Raw genomic sequence first — 25,521 nt, forward strand, 5'->3', positions numbered from 1 at the left:
GTCCATGCCCAACAATGCGTAAACGCCCGGCGAACGCCGCCGTAATCGCCCGTGACCTGCGTGAAACTTCACCGACCCCGGGTTTGTTTACGCGTCGTCGACCGTACGATTCTTGATGTGAGCGTTCCCCAGGCCGTACTGCTGGCAGTCCTGGCGGCTGTCGTCGGACTGGCCGTCGGTGGACTGGTGATCCCGTACGTGAACGCCCGGACGGCGCAGCGCCGCCAGGCCGACTCGGGTCTCACCATGTCCCAAGTTCTCGACCTGATCGTGCTCGCCTCGGAAAGCGGTATCGCGGTCGTGGACGAATACCGCGATGTCGTGCTCGTCAATCCGCGCGCCGAGGAGCTCGGCCTGGTGCGCAACCGGTTGCTGGACGAACGCGCCTGGGAAGCGGTGGAGAAGGTACTGTCCACCGCCGAGTCGGCGGAATTCGATCTCACCGCGGACAAACCCACACCCGGCCGGGGCCGGATCGCGGTGCGCGGACTGGCCCGGCCGCTTTCCCCGGAGGAAACCAGTTTCACCGTCCTGTTCGCCGACGACGATTCCGAACAGGCCCGCATGGAAGCCACCCGCCGCGATTTCGTCGCCAATGTGAGCCACGAGCTGAAGACCCCGGTCGGCGCGATGAGCCTGCTGGCCGAAGCGCTGCTGGAATCGGCCGACGATCCCGAGGCCGTCCGGCATTTCGGGGAACGGGTCCTGGGCGAATCCAACCGGCTCGGGAAAATGGTCACCGAGCTGATCGCGCTGTCGCGCCTGCAGGGGGCGGAGAAACTGCCCGAACTCGAGGTCGTGGATGTCGATACGGTGGTCAGCCAGGCCGTGGACCGTTCGCGTACGGCCGCCGAAGCCGCCGGGATCACGGTCAGCACCGACCGGCCCAGCGGGCTCGAGGTCCGCGGCGACGAAACCCTGCTCATCACCGCCCTGTCGAATCTGGTGGAGAACGCCATCAACTACTCACCGCGCGGCTCGCATGTTTCGGTCAGCCGCTCGATCCGCGGTGACTATGTGGCGATGGCCGTCACCGACCGGGGGATCGGTATCGCCAAGGACGACCAGGAACGCGTTTTCGAACGCTTCTTCCGGTCCGATAAAGCGCGCTCCCGCGCGACCGGAGGAACCGGCCTGGGCCTGGCTATCGTGAAACATGTGGCCGCCAACCACAACGGTGAGATCACGCTGTGGAGCAAGCTCGGCACCGGCTCGACATTCACCCTGCGCATACCCGCGCACCAGGAGGCCGACGGTAACGGCGCCGCCGGTCTGCCCGCGTTGACGAAGAGAGAACCCAGCCCGCGGCCGTCCGGCCCGGGCCGATCGAATGGTGTGGAGGCACGCAGATGACGAGTGTGTTGATCGTCGAGGATGAGGAATCGCTGGCCGATCCGCTCGCCTTCTTGCTGCGCAAGGAAGGTTTCGAGGTCACGGTCGTCGGCGACGGCCCCTCGGCGCTCGCCGAGTTCGACCGTTCCGGCGCCGATATCGTCCTGCTGGACCTGATGCTGCCCGGGATGAGCGGTACCGATGTCTGCAAACAGTTGCGCACCCGCAGCGGTGTCCCGGTGATCATGGTCACCGCGCGTGACAGCGAGATCGACAAGGTGGTCGGGTTGGAACTCGGTGCCGACGACTACGTCACCAAACCGTATTCGGCGCGGGAACTGATCGCCCGCATCCGGGCGGTGCTGCGCCGCGGTGCCGGCGACGAACTGGATGCCGGTAGCGAGAACGGTGTGCTGGAGGCCGGTCCGGTACGGATGGATGTGGACCGGCATACAGTGCTGGTGAACGGCAACCCGGTAACCCTGCCGCTGAAGGAATTCGATCTGCTCGAATACCTGCTCCGCAACTCCGGCCGGGTCCTCACCCGCGGCCAGCTGATCGACCGGGTGTGGGGTGCGGACTATGTCGGCGATACCAAAACGCTCGATGTGCACGTCAAACGGCTGCGCTCGAAGATCGAAGGCGACCCGGCCCGCCCCGAACACCTGGTGACCGTGCGCGGCCTGGGGTACAAGCTCGAAGCCTGAGCGAGCGGGCCCGGCCCCGGCAGTCCTGTAGTAACCCTCACGGGAAGTAGATCCAGACCTCGCCCACGGGTGTGTCGTTGCGGTGGAGTGGCGCCCAGCCCAGGCCGTCCTCCTGGCTGCAGTCGTAGAGGGGCACGGTGGTGCCGTTGCCGCGGCAGACGATACTGCGCCGGGTTCCGTGCGGGCTGAGTACCAGCTGTTTGCCCGTATCGCGGGCGGCCAGCGCGTTCGGGGCACCCAGCGGAATGAATTCGGCGGTGTGGTCGGAGAACTGATGCGGGTCCGCGGCCGGTTGTGCGTATGCCCCGGCAGCGACGGCGGTCAGGCCGGCCGCGACGAGGACGACAGGGAACAAGGCGCGGGTTATCGAGGCAGCCGACGCGATGGGTTTCCTGCGGTCGGCCGAACCTGGTGCCGCAGGTGGAAATGCCGGTCGCCGTGCTGCAGCGAATCGCCCGACTTTCATGGCGCGGCCTCCGAATGGTGGGGGTTATCGCAGCTCGAGTCCCCGGATTTTATCCGGCCCGGGCGGTAAACCGTTGTGACGCGCCCGGACTTTGCGGCGGGCCTCGGTCGTCGCGGGGTGTTCCGCGATGATCGGGGTGCCCTCGCGGCGGCGCAGCTGCCGCTCCAGCTCCCGGTAGGCGGGCTCGCCCAGCAATTCGATGAGTTCGGCGCGGTAGGCCTGCCAGACCGGCCGCTCGCCGATATGTGCGTCGGGGGAGCCCGAGCAGTACCAGTCGAGGTCGATCCCCCCGGGCCCCCAGCCGCGCCGATCGTATTCGGTGAGGACCGTCCGCAGGATCTCCACACCGTCCGGCCGGGTCACCCATTCCTGGGTCCGGCGGATCGGGAGCTGCCAGCAGACGTCGGGTTTGACGGTATGCGGTTCCAGGCCCCGGCGTACGGCCATGATGTGCAGTGCGCATCCGGCCCCGCCCGGGAAATCCGGCCGGTTGAGGAAGATGCAGGCATCGTTGTGGCGCCGGGTCCGTTCGGCGGACTCGCCGTCGAGTTCGTCGGTTTCCAGGTAGGACTTGCGGCTGATCTTGCCCTTGTCGTTACGGGCTTCATCCATCAACTGCCAGTCGTCGGCGGTCAGCATCTTCACCGCTTTGCGCAGTCGTTTGCGATCGTCTTCGTCGGAGAGGAAGGCGCCGTGTGTGCAGCAGCCGGCGTCCGGTTGTTCGGCGAGAATTCCCTGGCAGGCCGGGGTGCCGAAAACGCAGGTCCAGTGGGAGAGCAGCCAGGTCAGATCGGCGGCGATCAGGTGTTGCTCGTCGGCCGGATCCACGAACTCCAGCCACTCTCGCGGGAAGTCGAGCGGCACTTCCCGGCTCGGCCGCATCTTCGGCATCGGAAGATCGGTCGGAGTGTGCCCCGCGGGGGTGGGCACCGAGTCGTTCGTGGCTGCGCCAGACGTCACAACCCCTAACGCTAACACCACGACCAGGTCGATTGCCGTTCAGGTTGACCAAGTACCGTGTCCGTGTGCGTCTAGGTGTCCTCGATGTCGGCAGCAACACCGTTCACCTACTGGTGGTGGACGCGCACAGGGGTGGTCATCCCATGCCGATGAGCTCGACGAAGGAGTCGCTGCGGCTCTCGGAGAGCATGGACGACGCCGGGCGGATCACCGCCGAAGGGGCGCAGAAACTCGTCGATACGGTGGCCGATCTGGCCAATCTGGCGATCACCTCCGGCTGCGCGGAACTGATGGCGTTCGCCACCTCGGCGGTCCGCGAGGCAACCAATTCCGACGAGGTACTGACGCGGATCCGTACGGAGACCGGCGTTGATCTGCGGGTGCTGGCCGGGGTTGACGAGGCACGGCTGACGTTCCTGGCCGCTCGCCGCTGGTACGGCTGGAGCGCCGGCCGGATTCTCAATCTCGATATCGGTGGCGGTTCGCTCGAGATGAGCAGTGGTGTCGACGAGGAAGCCGATGCCGCACTGTCGCTGCAACTGGGGGCCGGCCGGTTGACCCGCAAATGGCTGCCCGAGGACCCGCCGAGTAAAAGGCGGATCGGCATCCTGCGGGACTGGCTCGCCGCCGAACTGGTCGACCCCGCCAAACAGCTACTGGTGCCCGGTAAGCCCGATCTGGCAGTGGGCACATCCAAAACCTTCCGGTCGCTGGCGCGGCTCACCGGTGCCGCCCCCTCGGGCGCGGGGCCGCGGGTACGGCGGACGCTGACCAGTTCGGGACTGCGGCAACTGATCGCATTCATCTCCCGGATGACCGCCGCCGACCGCGCGGAACTGGAAGGGGTCAGCGCCGATCGCTCGCAGCAATTGGTGGCCGGGGCCCTCGTCGCCGAGGCCGCCATGCGCGCGCTTTCCCTCGATACGCTGGAAATTTGTCCGTGGGCGCTGCGCGAAGGGCTGATCCTGCGCAAACTGGATACCGATATGGATGGTGGACCACTGACAACGAACGCTCCGAACGCGGCGGCCGGTAACGGTTGGGCGCCCGGTGGCAGTACGTCGGCGGGCCCGGTCGAAACGGTGCCTTCATGAGCAGGAACTCCAATCAGCTGTCGGTCGCCGAACTCCTGGCCCGCAACGGCCAGCAGCCGAGCTCCGGCGGCGGCGGACGCAGGCGGCGCGGAGGCCGCGGTGTTTCGGTTTCCGAGCTGACCGGTGATCTTCCGGTCGTCGACGGCGGTACCGCGCACGCGGCCGCCGACGAGGACGAGGATCCGGCCGGAGCGCCTGCGGGCTATTCGTCCGCCGGTAACGGATACGCGCCGCACGACTATGCGGGTGAACAGGTTTCGGGCGGCGAGCCGAGCCAGTCGCCGATGTCCGGGCCGATCACGGTGTACAACCCGCTGGCCCCGCACCCGGACGACGGCCCGCCCGCGCGCCTGGGTGAGCCGGGTTCGTACCCGGCCGACGAGGCCGCACCGCGCCGCGGCCGGCGCCGGCGGGCAGAACCGGACGACGACGAGCCTCCGGCCGAGGCCTATCCGGGCGCCGATCCGGCCGCGGCGAATCAACCCTGGGAGACCGGCCCACCGCCGCCCGGCGGCGGCCGGGCGGCGCGCAGACGGGCAGCGGAAGCCGCCGAGGCCGCATCGGTGGTGGAGGATTCCCCGCCCCCCGCTGCGGACGCGCCGGCGGGGTACGGCTTGCCCCCCGCCGCCGGTGGTTTCGGTCCATTCCCCGCGCCGGCACCGACCGCGCCGCCGGAGTTCGGGCATCCCGATATGGGTCCGCCCTGGCCGGCGCCGGAGAGCGGACCCCCACGCCTGGGCCCGCCGTCACCCGCCACGGAGGCCTGGCCCGCGCCCGCGCCTGCTACCGAGGCCTGGCCCGCGCCCGCACCCGCCGACGATCCGCGGCCCAAGCTCGAACGCCGCCGCCGCGGTGCGCGCCCACTGCCCGAACCGGCACCCTGGCCGGAACCCGCTCCGGGGCAACCCGGCGAGCCGGCGAATGCGGACCAGGCGACCGCGGTGTGGTCGCTGGCCGAACAGAACCAGGGAGCACCGTCGGGCCCACCGGTTCTCGGTGCCCCGCCGCTCGAGAAGGTGGACCGGCGCCGCGGGAAACGCAACGAGCCCCCCGGCGCCCCGGTGCCGGGTTTCCCCGAGCCCGGCCCGCTGCCTTCGGATTTCGCGGCAGCCGACGGTTTCCGCAATACCGATATGTATGTCACGGATGTGCACGGCCCCATGCCGCCGGCGCCCGGTCCCATGCCGCGGGAACAGGGCACCGACACCGGCGATTTCGATCCGGACTCCGATTTCTACGCCCTCCCCGAGGACGAGCCCGACGACGAGCCCCGCAAGGGGCGCAACCGGCTCTCCCGTACCGGCAAACCGGGCACCGCGAGTACGAAATTCGGTGGGGCGAGTGGCAAACTTGCCGCCGCCCGCGCGCGGTTGGCCACCGGTGGGCGGGAACGTGACGATGCGGAAGCAGCGGATCCCCGCAAGCAATGGGTCATGCTGGGTGTCCAAAGTGTCGGCGCGGCCCTGGCCGGGATGCTGATGTTCAAGGGTTTCGAAATGCTGTGGGAGATGCAGCCACTGGCAGCGCTCGCGCTGGCCGTCGTGGTGATCCTCGGTCTTGTGGCCCTGGTACGGATCCTGCGCCGCACCGACGATATCTTCAGTACCGTGATCGCCGTGGTCGTCGGTGTGTTCGTGACATTGGGGCCGTTGGCATTTCTACTCAGTACGGGCTGAGCGAGGGCAACGATGGCAGGCAACACTCCCGCGGCCCGGCCGCGGGACGGGGGGATCAAGGTCGGTCTGTCGACTGCCTCTGTCTATCCGCAGAACACCGAGGCCGCCTTCCGTTATGCGGCCGAATTGGGTTACGACGGCATCGAATTGATGGTGTGGGCCGAACCGGCCAGCCAGAGTATCGATATCGTGCGTGGGTATTCACGGAAATACTCGGTGCCGGTGCTCGCGGTGCACGCGCCGTGCCTGCTCATCTCGCAGCGGGTATGGGGTGCCGACCCGGTCGCCAAACTCGCCCGCAGTGTGCGCACCGCCGAAGTTCTCGGCGCCGATACCGTGGTCGTACACCCACCGTTCCGGTGGCAGCGCCGCTATGCCGAGGGGTTCGCCGAACAGGTGGCCGATCTGGAGGGGCAGAGCTCGGTCGCCGTCGCCGTGGAGAATATGTTCCCGATGCGTGCCGATAAGTTGTTCGGCCGCCGGTCCGGCGATATCCGGCGCCTCGAACGCCGCGGCGGCCCCGGCCTGGCGCTGACCGCGTTCAGCCCCGGCTACGACCCCACCGAGATCGGTTTCCAGCACTACACGCTGGACCTCTCGCATACCGCGACCGCGGGCACCGACCCGCTGGACCTGGTCGAACGTATGGGTGAAGGCCTGGTCCACCTGCACCTGGCCGACGGCCGCGGCGCCGCCCACGACGAACACCTCATCCCCGGCGAGGGGACGCAGCCCTGCGCAGAGGTCTGCGCCGCACTGGTCGGCAACGGTTTCACCGGGCACGTGGTCGCCGAGATCAACACCCAGGAAGCTCGTACCACCGCGGCCCGTGCGGCCATGCTGACCCGCACCCTGGACTTCGCTCGCGAACAGCTGTGTTGATCCGCGCTCCGAAAGCCTGGCGGCCGCCCGCGGAGCTCTGTCATCGTGAGGGGCGTCATACAACGGGCGGCTTTCCGGACAGGAAGGCATACACCTCTCACAGGTCCCTCGGAAATCACCCGTAGGCTGTTCCCTCGGAACGGCACCACCGCGGCGCCGAGTCCAGCGAGGCCCTCGAAGGGTTTCGGCCCGTCCATGCTTTCCGCCCCGCGAGACAATGCGGCGCAGCCGCGAGTATCGCGGGGCGGAAAGCATGGACCAAGGGGGGCCGAAACCCCGCGGCGCCGCAGGCGCCGCAAATAAACACAGGAGTATTGATGACGACGGAAACGGAGCCCGGCACCGATATCGACCTGGTGCAAGCGGAGGCGCCGTTCAGCCGGGTCTGTGCTCTGACCGAGCTCGCCGCCGACGAACCGGGCGCCGGCCGCTATCGCGGCGTCGTCGACGAGATCTGGACGATCGGGCCGAAGGTGCACGGCGGCACGATGGTCGCGGGTTCGGCCGCGGCCGCGACCCGCTGGTTGCGGACCGTGGAACCGGATCGGGCGGCCATGGCGCCGCTGTCGGGTAGTACCGATTTCCTGGGTGCGCCCGAGCCCGGCGAGGTCCTCTACGAGGTGTCCATCCGTAAGGTGGGCCGGCAGATCTGCCTGGTGGATGTGACGTTGAACCAGCGCGGGCGACCGCTGGTGCGTACGGCGTTCACGTTCGGTCATCTCGACGGTCCCGAGCGGGTCCCCCTGTACACACCCACCCATACCGATCTGCCGGTCGAACCGGCCGCGGACGCGATCGGTTACGAACCGGGTTCCTCGATGGGCCGGATCGTGCACGTCGCCCGCGGTATGGACGCGTTCCTCGACCGGGACTGGGCGCGGTTCATCGACAACGAGCAGGGCGAACCCCGGTTGCGGATGTGGCTGCGGCCGCGGCCGCAGGATCAGGCCGATCCGGAGACCGCGTCCTATATCGCGATGATGGCCGCCGATATGTGCCCGCCCGTACCCACCAACCTCGGCTATTTCGGCTGGTCACCGACCGTGCAGATGACAACTTATCTGCGGCGGCGCCCGGCGCCGGGGTGGTTGCGGATCATCGCCACCACCCATGAGGTGAGCGGGGGCATGTTCGATTCGGACCAGATAGTCGTCGATTCCACCGGCGCGCTGGTGGCGCAGAGCCGCCAGCTTGCCCTCCTGCCCTCACCGAAGCGCTGACCGCCCGAACCCGCTGTCGCCGGTACCACCCGATACACCGCCGATCCGGAGATCACCTCCATGGTTCGAGGCCGAGGGGGCCCCGAACCCCCGGCGCCGGAGGCGGCGCATAGATACTGTCCTCATGACACGTATTGCGGTGATCGGCGGTGGCCGGATCGGTGAGGCCTTGATTGCCGGCTTGCTGGAGGCCGGGCGAGCCGTCAAAGACCTCGTGGTCGTCGAAACCCATGCCGACCGGGCAGAACTGCTGGCGGGACGATTCGGGGTGCGGGTGACCGATACAGTCGCCGATGCGGCCGTCGGTGCCGATCTGCTCGTGGTCGCGGTGAAACCGATCGATGTGGACGCGGTGCTCACCGAACTCGGAAAAGCCGATCTCGGTGGTGAACGGGACCAGATCCTGGTGTCGCTGGCGGCGGGGGTGCCGACGGCCCGGCTGGAGAACAAACTCCCGGCCGGCTTCCCGGTGGTCCGGGTCATGCCGAACACTCCGATGCTGGTCGGTGAGGGGATGAGTGTGCTCGCCGCGGGGCGCTATGCCAAAGGTGAACAGCTGGAACTGGTGACCGAGCTGCTGAGCACCGTGGGCCAGGTCTGTGTGGTGCCCGAATCGCAGATGGACGCGGTGACCGCGGTATCGGGCTCGGGGCCGGCCTACTTCTTCCTCGTCGTGGAGGCGATGGTCGAGGCGGGCGTCGGACTGGGGCTCACCCGGGATATCGCCACCCAGCTCGTCACGCAGACCATGCTGGGTTCGGCGGCCATGCTGGCGGAATCGGGCCAGAGCGCCGTGGATCTGCGTGCGGCGGTCACCTCGCCGGCCGGAACGACCGCGGCGGCACTGCGTGAACTGGAGCGGTCGGGGCTGCGATCGGCCTTCCTGGAGGCGTTGCATGCGGCAAAACGACGTTCGGCGGAACAGGGTGGGTCCGCCGAATGACCGGATGACCCCCAGCGTATGAACCTGTTTTCTCACTCCCGTCGCAGTAATCCCACTGGTCCCGCTAAGCTTCAAGGAGCACGTGCGTGTCTGTTCCGCCGGTGGGGAAGCCGGCGGCGCGGACGTGCCGGAGGTCAGTGGTGCGATGATGTCTTCTAACAAGATGTCCGCTGGTGGCGGCGGTGGTTCGTCGCCAGGACAATCAATACTCGGTGGTGGGACGCAATTTCTCACCGTCGCCGAGGTGGCAGATCTGATGCGAGTATCGAAGATGACGGTGTACCGGCTGGTGCATTCGGGCGAGTTACCGGCGGTACGCGTCGGCAGATCGTTCCGAGTGCACGCGAAGGCGGTGCACGAATATCTGGAGACGTCCTACTTCGATGCCGGGTGAAGGCGGTTACCGGCCCCGTCCGGTGGGCCGGTAACATCAACCCTCGCTGTGTTGGATCGGTGGCTGCTGTCGGCCTGCCTTCGGGCGGTCGTGGCCGGCCGCCGCGTCCAGGGCTGAGTGCTCAGCCGCGAGCAACCGGGCGTACGGCCGGATAGTTGACGTAAGCGCGCGCGTGACGCGCCGAGGAGAGAACGCGAGGACACCCTATGGGTTCTGTGATCAAGAAGCGCCGCAAGCGCATGTCGAAGAAGAAGCATCGCAAGCTGCTTCGTCGTACCCGCGTGCAGCGGCGCAAACTCGGCAAGTAAGCGCGAGCGCGCCTCGTATACGGAAAAACCCGCTACCATTCGGTGGCGGGTTTTTCATTGCGTTTCGGTGGGCTGAAGTTGGGGTTAGATCCCCGTAAAGCGCGGCGGGGATCGCGGTCACGGCCGCTAGTCTGGTACGTGGAACATTGAGCGGGGGATCCGATGCTCGAGGTGGGACGGTCCGGTGCAGGTGGACGCTGATGTGAACGGCAACTACAGGCCCAGGGTGGTGCTGGTGACCGGCGCCAGCCGATACTTCGGCGGAAATGTCGCCTGCCGATTGGCGGCCGACCCCGATATCGAACGTGTTGTCGCAGTCGATGTACTCACCCCAGGCCCGCCGCTGCGCCGCCGGATGGGCCGGGCCGAATTCGTGCGCGCCGATATCCGGAACCCGTTGATTCGTAAGGTTATCGAACGTTATCGCGTCGATACCGTGGTACATACCGCGATTTTGTCGCAACCGCCGTCGGGTGGCGGCGGCCGGGCGGCGATGAAAGATATGAACGTGCTCGGCGCGATGCAGTTGTTCGCGGTCTGCCAGAAATCACCGACTGTGCGCCGGGTGGTGTTGCGCTCGAGTTCCGGGGTATACGGCGGCAGTGCGAAGGATCCCGCGAAATTCACCGAAGAAATGAGCGCGCGCACACCACCGGGCGGCTGGTTCGCCCGGGATACGATCGAGGTCGAGGGTTTCGCCCGCGGCCTGGCCCGGCGTCGGCCGGATATCACCACCACCACCTTGCGCCTCGCGCCGATCATCGGCCCCGGCCTGGGCGGGCGGGCCGCGCAACTACTGCGTTCGCCGATCACGCCGACCGTGCTCGGCCGGGATGCGCGGATGCAGTTCCTGCACGAGGAAGACGCCGTAGCGGCACTGGTCCATGCCACCGCGGCGGGGCCGGGCGGTACCTTCAATATCGCCGGCGACGGAGCCTTGGCACTTTCTCAGGCGATACGCCGTGCGGGCCGGGTCGCGATGCCGGTACCGTGGTCGGTGTTCCGCACCGTCGGCCGGACCCTGATGGGCCCGGTGATGCGTGATTTCAGTTCCGAGCAGCTCGATTATTTCCTTTTCGGTTGTGGTCTGGACACGACGCGTATGCGCGCCGAACTCGGGTTCGAGCCGCGCTGGACGACGGTACAGGCGTTCGACGACTTCACCGGGGGCGCAGCGTTGCGGCCCGTAGTCGATCCACTGTGGATCGACGCCGCAGAAAACAAACTGCTCGGCCTGCTGAGGGCCGGTACGGGAGCACATACATGAACGACGTCGCCAAAGTTATCCGGTTACAAGATCTTTCCGCCGTGCCGCGGCCCCGGCCGTCCGCGCGGGAGTGGGCCGATTCCGCCGACCGGTCGGTCACCTCACTGACCGACCGGCTGACTCCCCCCACCCCTCCGCCGCCGCGGTCGTTCGGAGATCTGCTGCGCGACGCCGTCGGCAAACAGATCGGGCGTACCGCCGAGTTCGCCCGTCGCCGGCTCACCGGCGACTATCAGGTCGACGAGTTCGGCTTCGACGAACATCTGCTCGAATCGGTGCTCCTACCCGCCATGCGACCGCTCGCCGAGAACTGGTTCCGGGTCCAGGTGAACGGTATGGAGAACCTTCCGGAAGCCGGTGGCGCGCTGATCGTGGCCAACCATGCCGGTACCGTCCCGCTCGACGGGCTCATGCTGCAGCTCGCCGTGCACGATCACCACCCCAAACAGCGGGCCCTGCGCCTGCTGGCGGCCGATCTGGTCTTCGAGATGCCGATGGTGGGCTCGCTCGCCCGCAAGGCGGGACACACTCTGGCCTGCCGCCCGGACGCCGAACGCCTCCTGCGGTCCGGCGAGATCACCGGGGTCTTCCCGGAAGGGTTCAAAGGTGTCGGCAAGCAGTACGCCGACCGCTACAAGCTCCAACGCTTCGGCCGCGGCGGCTTCGTGGCAGCCGCGGTGCGCACCGGGATGCCGATCATCCCGTGCTCCATCGTCGGGTCGGAGGAGATCTATCCGAAACTCGCCGATATCAAACCGCTCGCCCGGCTGCTGGGGTTGCCGTATTTCCCGGTGACCCCGACCTTCCCGCACCTCGGCCCCTTGGGCGCCGTCCCGCTGCCCTCCAAGTGGTACATCGAATTCGGCACTCCCATCAGCACCGCCGAATACGAAACCGAGGACGCCGACGACCCGATGCTCATGTTCGAGGTCACCGACCAGGTCCGCGAAACCATCCAGCAGACCCTCTACAAACTGCTGATCCAACGCCGCAACACCTTCATGGGCTGAATCTTTGGCGCCGACTTCGTCGGCGCGGGGTTTTGGCCCCCCTTGGTCCCTGCTTTCCGCGCTCGATACTCGCGGCTGCGCCGCATTGTATCGAGCGCGGAAAGCAGGGACGGGCCAAAACCTTTCAGGGCCTCGCTGGACTCGGCGCCGCCGTTGGTTGCGTTGGGGTCGGGTAGTGGGTCCGGCATCGGCTTGCTGACCGGGTAGTGGGTCCAGCGTTGCCGCGTTGGGGTGGGTAGTGGTTCGGGTGGGTTTTCGGTGGGTAGCGGGCCCGCTTCGGCCGCTTTTCGGAAGTTCGATGCGGGTCGTCGGCCCGCTGCTCGACGGATTCGGTCGAGGCGGGTCGAGACACGATCACATCCGGCCCCGCTCCGTCCGGTCTGCTCCGTCCGGCCCGCGTACGCGCGGCCGGGCGCTACTACCGGCGCCGGCGGGTTACGGCGGCGGCGACGGCACCGCCGGCGGCGCCGAGGGCGAGAGCGGTGGGGACGCCGATCTTCGCGGCCTTGCGTCCCGTGCGGAAATCACGGATCTCCCAGCTACGGGCCTTGGCGACCTCACGCAGGTCGGAATCGGGGTTGATAGCGACCGCGGTGCCGGTGAGCGAGAGCATCGGCACATCGTTGTGGCTGTCGGAGTAGGCGGTACAGCGTTTGAGGTTGAGGCCCTCGCGGATGGCGAGCGCGCGCACGGCATGCGCCTTACCGAGGCCGTGCAGGATATCGCCGACGAGGCGGCCGGTGAATTTCCCGTCGACGCTTTCGGCGACTGTGCCGAGGGCGCCGGTCAAGCCGAGTCGTTTGGCGATCACCTGGGCGAGTTCGACAGGGGTCGCGGTGACCAGCCAGACCTGCTGGCCGGCGTCGAGATGCATCTGCGCCAGGGCGCGGGTTCCGGGCCAGATCTTGTCGGCGATGATCTCGTCGTAGATTTCTTCGCCCAGCGCCGCGAGTTCGGCGGTGGAGCGGCCGGCGATGAATTCCAGTGCTTTCTCTTTACCGGTGGCCATATCGGTGCTGTTCTCTTTGCCGGTGATCCGGAACTTCACCTGCTTCCACGCGATATCCGCCAGATCGGCGCTGCGGAAATATTTGCGCGCCGCCAGCCCGCGGGCGAAATGCACGATCGAGGCGCCCTGCACCATCGTGTTGTCGACGTCGAAGAATGCGGCGGCGGTGAGATCGCGCGGTACCTCGGGGATACCGGTATCACCGGCGCCGGCCCGTTCGGCGTCCTGGAGCGCCAGCGCCGCGTCGGCGCTGGCCTCACCGGCGACGTTGGCGCGGACCTCTTCCTCGCTGGGCCCGAACGGGCTGCGCGAGATACGTGCGAGCTGTTCGGTGAGGCCCTGGCCGAGCGGCCCCAGATTCCAGCGCACCGGAAGTTCTCCGAACCGGCCCGCGATGAACCCGGTTTTCCCCACCTTCGATCGTTCCGGCACCAGTACCTCCGCCTGTTCGCGCGAATCACGTCCACACTAACCGGACGCGCTCGCCCGGACCCACCGCAGTGGCGCGAACGGTACCGCCGGGCGGGTTGAATAGCGGTTATGATCAACCCGAGGACTCATGAGGTGACACTGCTGACCCGCGCCGGTTGCGCGCTGTGCGACGGGGCGCTGGAGCAGCTGCGAACGATATGCGCGGAATTCGGTCTCACCCCCGGTGTGGTGGATGTGGATGCCGCCGCGGGCACCGATCCGGCGCTGCGCGCGGAATACGGTGACCGGCTCCCCGTCGTGCTGCTCGACGGCCGGGAACACAGCTATTTCGATGTGGACGAGACACGTTTACGCAACGACCTCGGTCGTTGACCTTCCGCAATTTGTGGGCGCAGATCGTACAAGGCTCGGGCTCGACACAAAATGAGGCGAATTTCACCGACTTTGTGCATGGGTTCACAAGCAGTTACGGTGGTGGCACGCGAACCGCAGGCCGGGGCGAGTATCCGGCCGCCGGTAGCAGGTGAATCAACCCGATATCCGACCCCAGGCACATCAATCATGGCCGAGGTCGCCGAGCATCCCGGGCCGTCTGGCGGTCCGGACGAGGAGCCGAGGACGTGAGTGAGCACCATGAGACGCGCGGCGTCTCCGGCGATGCTCCCAACGTCACCACTCGAACACCGCAGAAGGACATCCCCCAGGCTACGGTGGCCCGGCTCGCCACCTATCTCCGGGTGCTCGCCCTGTTGACCGATGACGGTGTCGCCATCGTATCCAGTGAGGAGCTGGCTGTCGCGGCGGGTGTCAATTCGGCCAAACTCCGTAAGGATCTGTCGTTCCTGGGCCCGAACGGGGTGCGCGGTGTCGGCTATGACGTGGCCAGGTTGCGGGCCCGGATCGAAGATGTTCTGGGCCTGTCCGACGGGCATCGGGTGGTGCTGGTCGGTGCCGGCAATCTGGGGCGTGCACTGGTCGGATATCGCGGTTTCCGGCGGCGCGGATTTTCCGTGGTGGGCATCTTCGACAACGATCCCGAGGTGATCGGCCTGGAGGTCGAGGGCCTGCGGGTGCGCGACGCCGCCGATCTGGCCGGCGAGATCGCGCTGCTGCGCCCGACCATCGCGGTGATCGCCGTGCCCGACGACAGTGCCCAGCAGGTATGTGACGAGCTCGTGGCGGCCGGGATGCAGTCGATCCTGAGTTTCGCGTTGTGCCAGCTGACCGCGCCGGCCGGGGTCGAGTTGCGGCGGGTGGATCTCGCCGTGGAAATGCAGATGCTCTCGTTCGAACGGGTCCGCAACGCCGATCCCGACGAGTCGGCCGAGGGCTCTACCACCGCGAATGTGGCGGAGACCGCCACCGGTCCGGCGAATGAATCCGGTGCTGCCGACGTTGTACCGAACAGTGCCGTACCGGCCGCCCGTCCGCTGACCGGTTCCGGCCGGATCGCCCGCCGGGTGCCCGCGCACCCGACGCCGGGCCCCGCCGGACTGTCCCATTGCGCGGCGCAGGCCGCCCAGACGACCTCGCCTACGGCAACGGAGCCAACCAGCAAGGGATCGGTGGTCACACCATGAGCGTTCTTCTCGTCGGGATCTCCCATCGCAGCGCACCTGTTGCGATGCTGGAGAAGGTGGCGATCACCGATGCCGATCGGCCCAAACTGATCGACCGCATGCTGGCTTCGAGCCATATCTCCGAAGCGATGATCGTGTCGACCTGCAACCGGGTGGAGATCTACGCCGTCGTCGACGCGTTCCACGGCGGTCTCGCCGATGTCGGTGAACTGTTGACGGCGCATTCCGGGCTGCCCATGCCCGAACTCACCCGCCACGCCTACGTCCGCTACAGCGAGGCTGCCGCCGAACACCTGTTCGCGGTGGCCAGCGGGCTGGATTCCATGGTGGTCGGCGAACAGCAGGTGCTCAGCCAGATCCGCAGCGCCTACACCACCGCCGACGCCCAGCAGGCCATCGGGCGCACCCTGCACGAACTGTCGCAGCAGGCGTTGCGGGTCGGCAAGCGGGTGCATTCGGAAACCGGGATCGACCGGGCCGGTGCCTCGGTGGTGTCGGTGGCGCTGGATCGCGCGGCCACCGTGCTCGGCCCGCTGGCCGGCCGGACGGCGGCGGTGGTCGGCGCCGGTGCGATGGGCGGGCTGTCGGTGGCGCATCTGTCCCGCGCCGGAATCGACGAGATCCTGGTGGTCAACCGCACCATCGAGCGGGCCGAACGGCTGGCCGCGACCGCCGAATCGCACGGCGTGAAGGCCCGCGCCTACGAACTGTCCCGGCTGGCCGAGGCGCTGGTGGCCGCCGATGTGGTGATCACTTGCACGGGTGCGGTGGGTTCGGTGGTGACCCTGGCCGATGCGCACAACGCGCTCTCGCACTCCGAACGCCGTACGGGCCGGCCGCTGGTCTTCTGCGATCTCGGGCTACCCCGCGATGTCGATCACGCGGTGGCCGGGCTGCCCGGTGTCACCGTGATCGATATCGAAACCCTCCAGCGTGACCCGGCCGCGGGCGCGGCAGCCGACGATACGGCCGCCGCCCGGACCATCGTCGCCGACGAACTCGCCAAATACCTGGCCGGTCAGCGGATGGCCGAGGTCACCCCGACCGTCGCCGCGCTGCGGCAGCGCGCCGCGGAGGTGGTCGAGGCCGAACTGCTGCGGCTGGATTCCCGCCTGCCCGGACTCGCCGATCCGGACCGCGACGAAGTGGCCCGCACGGTGCGCCGGGTGGTGGACAAACTGCTGCACGCGCCGACGGTGCGGGTCAAGCAGCTGGCCACCACACCGGGCGGCGACAGCTATGCCGAGGCCCTGCGCGAGCTGTTCGAACTGAAGCCTGGAGCGGCCCAGGCCGTGGCGGCACCCATGGAGATCAGCCGCCCCGAACACAACGGCGCCGGCTGGATGGGCCTGGACGGCGACGTCGCCCTGGCCGACGATTTCACCCCCGGCAGCCACGACGACGAACAGGAGCGGTCGACATGACAGTCCTGCACGGCGAAGGCGCCCCCGCCGCGGGCCCCGGCGCCGGTGGCCGGCCGGCGTGGCGGATCGGTACCCGCGCCAGTCTGCTCGCCCGCACCCAGGCCGGTGATGTGCGCGAGGCACTCGTCGCGGCCGGGCAGCCGGCCGAACTGGTGCTGATCGAAACGCCGGGTGATCTGTCCACCGGGCCGGTCGAAGAGATCGGCGTCGGAGTTTTCACCAGCGCCCTGCGCGCCGAACTGGCCGCCGGAAATATCGATATCGCGGTCCATTCGTACAAGGATCTGCCCACCGCCGCCGATGAGCGTTTCGTACTCGCCGCGGTGCCGGCCCGCCAGGATCCGCGCGACGCGCTGGTCGCCCGGGACGGCATGGTGCTCGGTGAACTTCCGCCGGGCGCGGTGGTCGGTACCTCCGCGCCTCGCCGGATCGCGCAACTTCGCGCCCTGGGCCTGGGTTTGGACATCCAGCCGTTGCGCGGCAACCTGGACACCCGGCTGGGCAAGGTCACCGAAGGGGAGCTGGACGCGGTGGTTGTGGCCCGCGCCGGACTCGCCCGGATCGGCCGGCTCGACGCCGTCACCGAAGCGCTGGAACCCGTGCAGATGCTGCCCGCGCCCGCTCAGGGTGCGCTGGCCGTCGAATGCCGGGCCGCGGATACCGAACTGATCGAGCTGCTGGCAGCGCTCGACGATCACGGCAGCAGAACCGCCGTGACCGCCGAACGCGCCCTGCTCGCCGAACTCGAGGCGGGCTGCACGGCGCCCGTCGGAGCGATTGCCGAACTCGTCGAATCGTTGGATGACGACGGACGCATCGTCGAGGAACTGTCACTGCGTGGCTGCGCCGCCGCGGTGGACGGTTCCGATGTGATAAGGGCCTCGACGGTGGGAGCACCGGCGCAGGCCGCGGAACTCGGCCGCGCACTGGCCCGCGAATTGCTGGAGCTGGGCGCACGCGAACTACTCGCTGCCGAACCCGGCACCGCGGATTCACCCGCCGCGCCGGCCGAGAGCTTCACCACCCCGGTGGGAACGAGCACCGCCGCAGCGGATTCGAGCGCTGCCGCCCCGGAATCGGGCGGCACTACCGCAGCGCCACCAGGCGGCTCCGCCGCAGCGGGAACGAGCACCGCCACGGACTTCACCGAACCCAGTCCAATGGAGAACAACCGATGAGTCGAGCCAGCAAGAAGCATCCGGGGCGGATCCTGTTCGTAGGGTCGGGCCCGGGGGACCCGGCATTGCTGACCACCCGATCCCGCGAAGTGCTGTGCCGGGCCACCCTTGCGTTCACCGATCCCGATGTGGACGCCGGAGTACTCGCCCTGATCGGCACCGAGGTGGAAGCCGACGCCGAGGGGCAGCGCCCCGTGGACGTGCGGCCCGCCCTCGGCGACCCCGCCGAGGTCGCCAAGACCTTGATCGCCGAGGCGAAGGCCGGCCACGATGTGGTGCGGGTGGTCTCCGGCGATCCGCTGACCACCGATGCGGTGATCGCCGAGGTCACCACGGTCACCAGGTCGCATATCGTTTTCGAGGTGCTACCCGGTCTGCCGTCCGGTTCGGCGGTGCCCAGTTATGCGGGTATCGCGCTCGGCTCCGGGCATACCGAGGCCGATGTGCGCGGTGAGGTGGACTGGCCGGCGCTGGCCGCCGCCCCCGGCCCGCTGGTACTGCACGCGACCTCCGGCCACCTCGCCGAGACCGCGAGCGCGCTGGTGGAGCACGGTATGGCACCGCAGACCCCGGTCGCGGTGACCGTGCGCGGCACCACCCGCCAGCAGCGCACCATCGAGGCCACCCTGGCCACGCTGAACAGCACCGCCTCCGAACTGGTCGGTCCGCTGGTCGTCACCATCGGTAAGGCGGTGGCGCAGCGGTCGAAGATGTCCTGGTGGGAATCGCGGGCGCTCTACGGCTGGACGGTTCTGGTGCCGCGCACCAAGGATCAGGCCGGGGAGATGAGCGAACGGCTGGTCACCCACGGCGCCATCCCGAAGGAAGTACCCACTATCGCGGTGGAACCGCCGCGCAGCCCCGCGCAGATGGAACGCGCGGTCAAGGGGCTGGTGGACGGCCGGTACCAGTGGGTGGTGTTCACCTCCACCAACGCGGTGCGCGCGGTGTGGGAGAAGTTCGCCGAGTTCGGCTTGGACGCCCGGGCGTTCTCCGGTGTGAAGATCGCCTGCGTGGGCGAGGCAACCGCAGACAAGGTGCGTTCCTTCGGTATAAACCCCGAGATGCTGCCCAGTGGCGAGCAGTCCTCGCTCGGTCTGCTCGCCGATTTCCCGCCCTACGACGATGTGTTCGATCCGGTGAACCGCGTGCTGTTGCCGCGCGCCGATATCGCGACCGAAACCCTCGCGGAGGGTCTGCGTGAACGCGGCTGGGAGATCGACGATGTCACGGCCTACCGCACGGTGCGCGCCTCCCCGCCGCCCGCGGAGACCCGCGAGATGATCAAGACCGGCGGTTTCGACGCGGTCCTGTTCACCTCGAGCTCCACGGTCCGCAACCTGGTGGGTATCGCAGGTAAACCGCACGCCCGCACGATCGTGGCCTGCATCGGCCCGAAAACTGCGGAAACCGCGGTCGAATTCGGCCTGCGCGTCGACGTGCAGCCCGAGGTCGCCCAGGTGGGCCCGCTGGTGGAAGCCCTCGCCGAACACGCCGCCCGCCTCCGTGCCGAGGGGCTGTTGCCGCCCCCGCGCAAGAAGAGCCGCCGCAGCAGGTGATCTGCTGGGCGCGCGTGGGTCCGTTCCCCGGAGCGCTCCACGCCGCCCGGCCCTGTTCGTCGAGCTCCACGGGCCCGAACCTGGTGGGTATCGCAGGTAAACCGCACGCCCGCACGGTCGTGGCCTGCATCGACTCGAAAATGCGGAAACCGTAAGCGGATTCGTGCTGCATGTCGACGTGCAGCACGAGGTCCGCTGGTGGAAGCCCTCGCCGAACACGCCGCCCGCCTCCGGGCCGGGGGTCTGCTACCCCCGCCCCGGAAGAACAGCGGCCGCAGCAGGTGCTGCGCCGGGCGCACGCGGTCCCGTTTCCCGGAACGCTCTGCGGCGCCCGGTTCTACCCCGTCGAGGTCGACTGACCGAGCCTGCCGGTCGGGGCCGACCGATTCTGCGATGACGTGCGTCCGCAGAACACCCCCATCGGGCCGACCTTCATCGAAGGTTCACGACCGTGGTGCCGAGTTCGGCGAGGCCCTGAGAGGTTTTGGCCGAGGGGGCCGAACCCGCGCACCGAAAGCGCGCCAATAGACTCGACCCATGAGCGGAATCGAGCGCCCGCGGCGGTTGCGGCGTACCCCCGCGCTGCGGCGGCTGGTGGCCGAGACAAGTCTGGAGCCGCGGCATCTCGTTTTGCCGATGTTCCTCGCGGACGGGTTGTCCGAGCCGCGGGAAATAGGTTCGATGCCGGGTGTTTTCCAGCATTCGCCGGATTCGCTGCGTAAGGCCGCGGTGGAAGCGGCAAAGGCCGGTGTCGGCGGGTTGATGTTGTTCGGGGTACCCAAACCTGAGGACAAGGACCCGGAGGGTAGTCAGGCGGCCGCGCCGGAGGGCATCCTCAATCGCGGGTTGCGGGCGCTGGCCGCCGAGGTGGGCGACGCGACCGTGGTGATGGCCGATACCTGTCTGGACGAATTCACCGATCACGGGCATTGCGGTGTGCTCGACGCGGCGGGTGCGGTCGATAACGACGCCACCCTGCTGCGCTACGTGGAAATGGCGCTCGCGCAGGCCGAGGCCGGGGCCGATCTGCTCGGGACGAGCGGGATGATGGACGGGCAGGTCGGCGCGATCCGGGAGGCCCTGGACGGGGCCGGGCGTACCGATACCGCGATTCTGGCGTATGCGGCGAAATACGCTTCGGCGTTCTACGGCCCGTTCCGGGAGGCGGTGGCCTCCTCGTTGCAGGGCGATCGGCGCACCTATCAGCAGGACGCCGCGAACCGGCGCGAATCCATCCACGAACTCGACCTGGATCTGGAGCAGGGCGCGGATATCGTCATGGTGAAACCGGCCATGGCCTATCTGGATATCCTGCGGGATGTGGCGGACCGTTCGCCCGTACCGGTCGCGGCCTATCAGATCTCCGGGGAGTATTCGATGATCACGGCGGCCGCCGAACGCGGCTGGATCGATCGGCGCGCGGCGATACTGGAATCGCTCACCGGTATCCGCCGCGCCGGTGCGGATATTGTGCTCACCTACTGGGCGACCGAGGCGGCGCGCTGGCTGTGTCGGTCGTGAATCCGCCCGCGGATGTGGTCACCGCGCGGCAATTGTGGTGGGGCGTAATCGGTTTGGGTCTGGTCCAGCTTTTCGTTTCGCTGGCCGATACCTTGCTGAACCGCGAGCGGTTCACTGCCGAGTTCCGGGAACGGATGCAGTCGGCGGATCAGCAGTTCGCGCCGGCGACGATCGATCTACTCGTCACCGTGGGGGCTGTGCTCGGTGTGGTGCTCGGGGCATTGATCGCCGCATTGGGGGTCGCGGTCGTCCATCAGCTGGGCAAGGGCAAGCTATGGGCGCGGACGCTGCTGACCTTCGTCGGGATCTGGCTGGTGATCATGGGCGTCGCCGCGTTGTTCTCCATCGGCGCGGTGGAGAGTGCCGGTCAGGTGCTGTCCGGGGCAGTGTCCATCCTGCAGGCCGTCCTGGCGGGCGGAGCGATCTATCTGTGTCAGCGGCCGGAGGCCGCGAAATGGTTCATACCGCCCGGTCCGGGTGCGCCCGGAAAGTTGTGAAATCTCCCGACCGGCTTCCTGACCTGCAGCTCGATACCGTCCTCGGGTAGGCGGCGCATCCACATAACGAACGTCGAGTTTGTTCCCGGTATTCCGGCATGTATGGTGAGGGCTGTCACAGACGACATGCGAACCGGTGGTCACGGGTACCCGTCCAGTAGGACGAAATCCCGGGCCGGTTTTCCGGGGATCGGAGGCAACGATGCGAGTGGTGATCCAGCAGCCGCAGAGTATTCGGCGGGATATGCTCGTCCTGACTCTTCTGATCCTGTTCGGTGTTCTCACCGTCGCGGTATTGCTGATTCCCAGTATCGTCGGCTGATTCGAGTGTTCTCGGTTTCCGGTTCGCGCCGGTATGTCTGAACGATCCGGCACCGCAGCCGATACCGCAGAGGTGCTCTTCACCGAACCGGGCGCCCGGTGGCGTGCGGTGGCCTACGGCCCACTGATCTGCGCGGTCCTGCTGGCGGTCGAACTCGCCGCAGGTGTCACTCCCCATTGGTTCGCTCTACTGTTCTGCGCCGCGCTGATCACCGGGTTCGCGGTTCTGCAGGTCTATGCGGCCCGCACGCACGTGAGTGTGGAAGTAACCGGCGGTTTCCTGCGTAACGGCGCGGAGACGACCCCGATCCGGTCCATCGCCGCGGTACTTCCGGCCGATTCGGATGACCCATGGGAGGACGGCCGGGCGCTGGGCGAACTGACCGGAGTGCCGCGCCGGCGCACTGCCGTCGGTCTGCGGCGTACCGACGGCGAATTGGTCCGCACCTGGGCGAAGGACCACCGGGCCCTGCGTATCGCGCTGACCGAAGCGATCGCCCGGGCCGGCAGCGGTTCGGCAGGCGACACAGCCCGCGGCGATTGATTATCGGCCCGCGCGCGGGCAGCATCGGTGGTCACGGCCGGGCGAGATCGCGAATGCCCCGCGGCCTCTCCGGTAGCGGGGGAGTCGTAAGAACCGAGAAGTCGAGACAACAAGAGACGAGGAGACCCGTGAACCGATCGCTTGTCGTACCGGCTGTCGATCTCGCGGTGGCGGTGCTCGCGATCGGGTTGGCCGCCCTGTGCTGGGCGCAGGGCCTGCAGACCACCGACCTCCCCGCCACGGGGGATTATCCCGCCTACACCGCGACCCGCTACGTCGCGCCGTGGCTCTTCCTCGCGGGGGTACTGGTGACCGGCGCCGGACTCGCCGTCATCGACGCCGCCGCCCGGCTCCTGCGCCCCATGCGGAATTGAGCGGACCGGGTCAGTCCCACTGCTGGTAGATATCGAAAACGCGGCCGTGCGGGGCGCCCGGGACGTGGACGAACACGATTACCGAACCGCCGTTGTCGACCGATTCCAGCATCACCTGCCGAAGCGAGGCGTGCACGCCGCCGTCTTCGTCGCGGTAGAGGCGGGTGCCGCTGTGCAGACCGGCGCCGATCCGGGAAGCGGGCACGACCTGGTCCACCAGCGCCGGGACCGGGCCACCGGCCAGCGCCGCGGTTTCGGCCTGGTTGAGCCGGAGGCCGGCGCGCGCGTTGTCGGGATCCACAACCGGCTCGGCCGCGGCGGCCGTTCCCGCGCCGAATCCGGTCGCCAGGACACCACACGCGACCGAGACCGCGGCCAGTGCCGAACCTCTGATGGCAATACGCAAAACGACCTCCCCGGCCGGTGATTCACGGAGTTGTTACGACGGAACAGAACAGTACGCACTCCGGGCGAACCCTCGGTGTATTTGGTGTGGCAAGTGTCGGGGCGGCGGCGTGGGTCACCTATGGCGCACCCTGTCGTCGACGCCGCGGGGATGGGCTGCCAAACTGGAGGCCGTGAGTTCTCTGCGCGTGGCCGGTACGGCGGTGCCGGCCTCCAGTCAGCTTTTCCAGCGAGCCGAAGCGGTTGTCCCCGGTGGTGTCAATTCCCCGGTGCGGGCCTTCGGTTCGGTGGGCGGCACGCCGAGGTTCATCTCGTCCGCCCGCGGTTGCCATCTGGTCGACGCGGACGGTAACGAGTATGTCGACCTGGTGTGCTCCTGGGGGCCGATGATCCTCGGGCATGCGCATCCCGCGGTGGTCGAGGCGGTGCGCGCGGTCGCGGGCGACGGGTTGTCGTTCGGTGCGCCCACGGCCGGGGAGGTGGAACTCGCCGAACTCATCGTGGAACGGATCGCTCCGGTGCAGAAGGTGCGCCTGGTGAACTCCGGTACCGAGGCGACCATGAGTGCGGTGCGCCTGGCTCGCGGCTATACCGGCCGGTCCAAGATCATCAAGTTCGCCGGGTGCTATCACGGCCATGTCGACGCGCTGCTGGCGGACGCGGGATCCGGGGTCGCGACGTTCGGGCTGCCGACTTCGCCCGGTGTCACCGGCGCCCAGGCCGCGGACACCGTCGTGCTGCCCTACAACGATCTGGACGCCGTGCGTACGGCCTTCGAGCAGCATCCCGGTGAGATCGCCGCCGTGATCACCGAGGCCGCAGCCGGAAATATGGGTGCGGTGGCGCCGCTGCCCGATTTCAATGCCGGACTGCGCCGGCTCACCGCCGATAACGGCGCGCTGCTCATCATGGACGAGGTGATGACCGGGTTCCGGGTGAGCAGTGCGGGCTGGTACGGGCTCGAATCCGTGGCCGCCGACCTCTACACCTACGGGAAGGTGATGAGCGGCGGACTACCCGCCGCGGCGTTCGGTGGCCGGGCCGAGGTGATGGACCGGCTCGCTCCGCTCGGTCCGGTGTACCAGGCCGGCACGCTGTCCGGGAATCCGGTGGCGGTGGCGGCCGGGCTGGCCACGCTGCGCGCCGCCGACGAGCAGGTGTATGCGGCCCTGGACCGCAACAGCGAACGGCTCGGCATTCTGCTCACCGAGGCCCTCACCGGCGCGGGGGTCGCGCACCAGGTGCAGTTCGCAGGCAATATGGTGAGCGTGTTCTTCGCCGAAACTCCGGTCCTCGACTATGCCGCCGCCAAGGCGAGCCAGACCTGGCGATATCCGGCCTTCTTCCATGGGCTGCTGGACGGCGGGGTGTATGCCCCGGCCAGCAACTTCGAGGCCTGGTTCGTCTCCGCGGCCCTCGACGACGACGCCTTCGAGCGGATAGCCGCTGCGCTGCCCGCCGCCGCGGCAGCGGCCGCCGCTGCCACACCAGAAGGAACATCAGCGTGAGCCGATCCGATTCCGAGCGCGTCTCCGCCGGCCCCGCCGAAGCGGCGGACTCGCCCGACCGTATCGACTCCGCGACCCCCGCGACCGCGGCCGGGAGCGGGATCGCCGCCGAACCACCCACCTCCGGCGCCGACGACGCCGAATCCGTGGAAACCATCGTGCACGTGCTGCGCCACGGCGAAGTGCACAACCCGCGGGGCATCCTGTACGGGCGGCTGCCGGGCTTCGGTCTGTCGGTGACCGGACGCGCCCAGGCCGGTGCGGTGGCGCGGTCCCTGGCCGATCACGATGTCGCGCTGGTCATCGCGTCCCCGCTGCAGCGCGCGCAGGAGACCGCGGAACCGATTGCGGGCCGGCACGGACTGACCGTGCGTACCGACGAGAACCTCATCGAGGCCGGCAACACCTTCGAGGGATTGCGGGTCTCGGTGGGCGACGGCGCCCTGCGTAAACCCCGGCACTGGTGGAAGCTGCGCGATCCGTTCACCCCGTCCTGGGGCGAACCGTATCTGCAGATCGCGCACCGGATGCTCGCCGCGGTGAACAAGGCGCGGGTGGAGTCGACCGGCCGCGAAGCGGTGCTGGTATCGCATCAGCTTCCGGTGTGGACGCTGCGCCGGTTCCTGCAGGGTCAGCGGCTGTGGCACGATCCGCGCAGCCGGCAGTGCGGTCTGGCGTCGCTGACATCGCTGGTCTACCGGGGTGACACCCTGGTCGATATCGTCTACTCCGAGCCCGCCGGTGGGTCGGACCCGACGGTGCACGGCGCATGAGCGCGTCAGGCCCGGAGGCGGTAGCGCAGCGTAACCACGCAGGGCCCGCGGTCATGCGCAATGGACACAGCATGAGCGCGTCAGGCCCGGAGGCGGTAGCGCAGCGTAACCACGCAGGGCCCGCGGTCATGCGCAAT

At 68.3% G+C, this 25,521-nt stretch carries 26 protein-coding genes and 1 pseudogene; 23 read left to right on the plus strand and 4 right to left on the minus strand.

The window, feature by feature from the left end; all coding sequences use genetic code 11:
* Positions 1–117: 117 nt before the first annotated feature.
* Positions 118–1,353: a sensor histidine kinase gene (locus ACFWPH_RS15310; protein ID WP_378751358.1), complete on the plus strand. Its 1,236-nt coding sequence runs from the start codon at positions 118–120 to the stop codon at positions 1,351–1,353.
* A complete protein-coding gene (locus ACFWPH_RS15315) occupies positions 1,350–2,039 on the plus strand; it encodes a response regulator (RefSeq protein WP_378751360.1) in 690 nt (229 codons plus the stop codon). The genes ACFWPH_RS15310 and ACFWPH_RS15315 overlap by 4 nt, the downstream gene beginning before the upstream one ends.
* 37 nt (positions 2,040–2,076) lie before the next feature.
* Here the strand turns inward: ACFWPH_RS15315 and ACFWPH_RS15320 are convergent, their stop codons facing one another.
* Both ACFWPH_RS15320 and ACFWPH_RS15325 read right to left on the minus strand, forming a co-directional pair.
* On the minus strand, positions 2,077–2,394 hold the full coding sequence (locus ACFWPH_RS15320; RefSeq protein ID WP_378751361.1) for a hypothetical protein: 318 nt from the start codon (positions 2,392–2,394) through the stop codon (positions 2,077–2,079).
* Between the two features lie 135 nt (positions 2,395–2,529).
* The gene (locus ACFWPH_RS15325; RefSeq protein WP_378751768.1) at positions 2,530–3,396 is read right to left on the minus strand and encodes a hypothetical protein; all 867 of its coding nucleotides are present in this window, start codon (positions 3,394–3,396) and stop codon (positions 2,530–2,532) included.
* Positions 3,397–3,530: 134 nt separating this feature from the next.
* Between ACFWPH_RS15325 and ACFWPH_RS15330 the strand changes: the two genes are divergently transcribed.
* The 9 genes from ACFWPH_RS15330 (at position 3,531) to ACFWPH_RS15370 (ending at position 12,259) form a co-directional block, all read left to right on the plus strand.
* Positions 3,531–4,559, plus strand: coding sequence for a hypothetical protein (locus ACFWPH_RS15330; protein WP_378751363.1), 1,029 nt, complete (start codon positions 3,531–3,533; stop codon positions 4,557–4,559).
* Positions 4,556–6,235 carry a hypothetical protein gene (locus ACFWPH_RS15335; protein ID WP_378751365.1) on the plus strand — a complete coding sequence of 560 codons (1,680 nt, stop codon included), beginning with the start codon at positions 4,556–4,558 and terminating at the stop codon, positions 6,233–6,235. The genes ACFWPH_RS15330 and ACFWPH_RS15335 overlap by 4 nt, the downstream gene beginning before the upstream one ends.
* 12 nt (positions 6,236–6,247) lie before the next feature.
* Positions 6,248–7,117: a sugar phosphate isomerase/epimerase family protein gene (locus ACFWPH_RS15340; protein WP_378751367.1), complete on the plus strand. Its 870-nt coding sequence runs from the start codon at positions 6,248–6,250 to the stop codon at positions 7,115–7,117.
* Positions 7,118–7,434: 317 nt separating this feature from the next.
* Positions 7,435–8,337 carry a thioesterase family protein gene (locus ACFWPH_RS15345; protein WP_378751369.1) on the plus strand — a complete coding sequence of 301 codons (903 nt, stop codon included), beginning with the start codon at positions 7,435–7,437 and terminating at the stop codon, positions 8,335–8,337.
* A 124-nt stretch (positions 8,338–8,461) separates the two neighbouring features.
* Complete coding sequence (proC, locus tag ACFWPH_RS15350; RefSeq protein ID WP_378751371.1) at positions 8,462–9,280, plus strand: pyrroline-5-carboxylate reductase; 819 nt, start codon at positions 8,462–8,464, stop codon at positions 9,278–9,280.
* 163 nt (positions 9,281–9,443) lie between these two features.
* Positions 9,444–9,674 (plus strand): helix-turn-helix domain-containing protein, encoded by a 231-nt coding sequence (locus tag ACFWPH_RS15355; protein ID WP_086007797.1) that lies wholly within the window; start codon positions 9,444–9,446, stop codon positions 9,672–9,674.
* Between the two features lie 206 nt (positions 9,675–9,880).
* Positions 9,881–9,982: a 30S ribosomal protein bS22 gene (locus tag ACFWPH_RS15360; RefSeq protein ID WP_003402602.1), complete on the plus strand. Its 102-nt coding sequence runs from the start codon at positions 9,881–9,883 to the stop codon at positions 9,980–9,982.
* A 184-nt stretch (positions 9,983–10,166) separates the two neighbouring features.
* Positions 10,167–11,249 carry an NAD-dependent epimerase/dehydratase family protein gene (locus ACFWPH_RS15365; protein ID WP_378751373.1) on the plus strand — a complete coding sequence of 361 codons (1,083 nt, stop codon included), beginning with the start codon at positions 10,167–10,169 and terminating at the stop codon, positions 11,247–11,249.
* Positions 11,246–12,259, plus strand: a complete 1,014-nt coding sequence (locus tag ACFWPH_RS15370; protein ID WP_378751375.1) for a lysophospholipid acyltransferase family protein — start codon at positions 11,246–11,248, stop codon at positions 12,257–12,259. Before ACFWPH_RS15365 ends, ACFWPH_RS15370 begins: the two co-directional genes overlap by 4 nt.
* Positions 12,260–12,677: 418 nt before the next feature.
* On the opposite strand, the gene ACFWPH_RS15375 is transcribed toward ACFWPH_RS15370, so the two are convergent.
* Positions 12,678–13,700: an HAD family hydrolase gene (locus ACFWPH_RS15375; protein ID WP_378751377.1), complete on the minus strand. Its 1,023-nt coding sequence runs from the start codon at positions 13,698–13,700 to the stop codon at positions 12,678–12,680.
* Positions 13,701–13,808: 108 nt separating this feature from the next.
* Between ACFWPH_RS15375 and ACFWPH_RS15380 the strand changes: the two genes are divergently transcribed.
* The 10 genes and pseudogenes from ACFWPH_RS15380 to ACFWPH_RS15425 all read left to right on the plus strand — a co-directional run bounded on the left by ACFWPH_RS15380 (position 13,809) and on the right by ACFWPH_RS15425 (position 22,698).
* A complete protein-coding gene (locus ACFWPH_RS15380) occupies positions 13,809–14,072 on the plus strand; it encodes a glutaredoxin family protein (protein ID WP_378751379.1) in 264 nt (87 codons plus the stop codon).
* 248 nt (positions 14,073–14,320) lie between these two features.
* Positions 14,321–15,280, plus strand: coding sequence for a redox-sensing transcriptional repressor Rex (locus ACFWPH_RS15385; RefSeq protein WP_378751381.1), 960 nt, complete (start codon positions 14,321–14,323; stop codon positions 15,278–15,280).
* Positions 15,277–16,704 (plus strand): glutamyl-tRNA reductase, encoded by a 1,428-nt coding sequence (locus ACFWPH_RS15390; RefSeq protein ID WP_378751383.1) that lies wholly within the window; start codon positions 15,277–15,279, stop codon positions 16,702–16,704. Before ACFWPH_RS15385 ends, ACFWPH_RS15390 begins: the two co-directional genes overlap by 4 nt.
* Positions 16,701–17,882, plus strand: coding sequence for a hydroxymethylbilane synthase (gene hemC, locus ACFWPH_RS15395; RefSeq protein ID WP_378751385.1), 1,182 nt, complete (start codon positions 16,701–16,703; stop codon positions 17,880–17,882). Before ACFWPH_RS15390 ends, hemC begins: the two co-directional genes overlap by 4 nt.
* A complete protein-coding gene (locus ACFWPH_RS15400; protein WP_033247002.1) occupies positions 17,879–19,441 on the plus strand; it encodes a bifunctional uroporphyrinogen-III C-methyltransferase/uroporphyrinogen-III synthase in 1,563 nt (520 codons plus the stop codon). Before hemC ends, ACFWPH_RS15400 begins: the two co-directional genes overlap by 4 nt.
* Before the next feature lie 56 nt (positions 19,442–19,497).
* Positions 19,498–19,720: pseudogene (locus tag ACFWPH_RS15405) on the plus strand (bifunctional uroporphyrinogen-III C-methyltransferase/uroporphyrinogen-III synthase); the annotation flags it as partial.
* A gap of 258 nt (positions 19,721–19,978) precedes the next feature.
* Entirely contained in the window at positions 19,979–20,962 is a 984-nt protein-coding gene (gene hemB / locus ACFWPH_RS15410; RefSeq protein ID WP_378751388.1) for a porphobilinogen synthase, read from the plus strand.
* Positions 20,950–21,459, plus strand: a complete 510-nt coding sequence (locus ACFWPH_RS15415; RefSeq protein WP_280416307.1) for a hypothetical protein — start codon at positions 20,950–20,952, stop codon at positions 21,457–21,459. The genes hemB and ACFWPH_RS15415 overlap by 13 nt, the downstream gene beginning before the upstream one ends.
* Before the next feature lie 355 nt (positions 21,460–21,814).
* Entirely contained in the window at positions 21,815–22,324 is a 510-nt protein-coding gene (locus ACFWPH_RS15420; RefSeq protein WP_378751390.1) for a hypothetical protein, read from the plus strand.
* 128 nt (positions 22,325–22,452) lie between these two features.
* The gene (locus ACFWPH_RS15425; protein ID WP_378751392.1) at positions 22,453–22,698 is read left to right on the plus strand and encodes a hypothetical protein; all 246 of its coding nucleotides are present in this window, start codon (positions 22,453–22,455) and stop codon (positions 22,696–22,698) included.
* 10 nt (positions 22,699–22,708) lie between these two features.
* Here ACFWPH_RS15425 and ACFWPH_RS15430 read toward each other — a convergent pair whose 3' ends face one another.
* The gene (locus ACFWPH_RS15430; protein WP_378751394.1) at positions 22,709–23,104 is read right to left on the minus strand and encodes a hypothetical protein; all 396 of its coding nucleotides are present in this window, start codon (positions 23,102–23,104) and stop codon (positions 22,709–22,711) included.
* Positions 23,105–23,276: 172 nt separating this feature from the next.
* Here ACFWPH_RS15430 and hemL point away from each other — a divergent pair, with 172 nt between their 5' ends.
* Together hemL and ACFWPH_RS15440 are read left to right on the plus strand one after the other, a co-directional pair.
* A complete protein-coding gene (gene hemL / locus ACFWPH_RS15435) occupies positions 23,277–24,611 on the plus strand; it encodes a glutamate-1-semialdehyde 2,1-aminomutase (RefSeq protein ID WP_378751396.1) in 1,335 nt (444 codons plus the stop codon).
* Between the two features lie 146 nt (positions 24,612–24,757).
* Positions 24,758–25,384 (plus strand): histidine phosphatase family protein, encoded by a 627-nt coding sequence (locus ACFWPH_RS15440; protein WP_378751770.1) that lies wholly within the window; start codon positions 24,758–24,760, stop codon positions 25,382–25,384.
* Positions 25,385–25,521 lie beyond the last annotated feature (137 nt).

Source organism: Nocardia sp. NPDC058499, from assembly GCF_042719915.1.
GTDB lineage: Bacteria > Actinomycetota > Actinomycetes > Mycobacteriales > Mycobacteriaceae > Nocardia.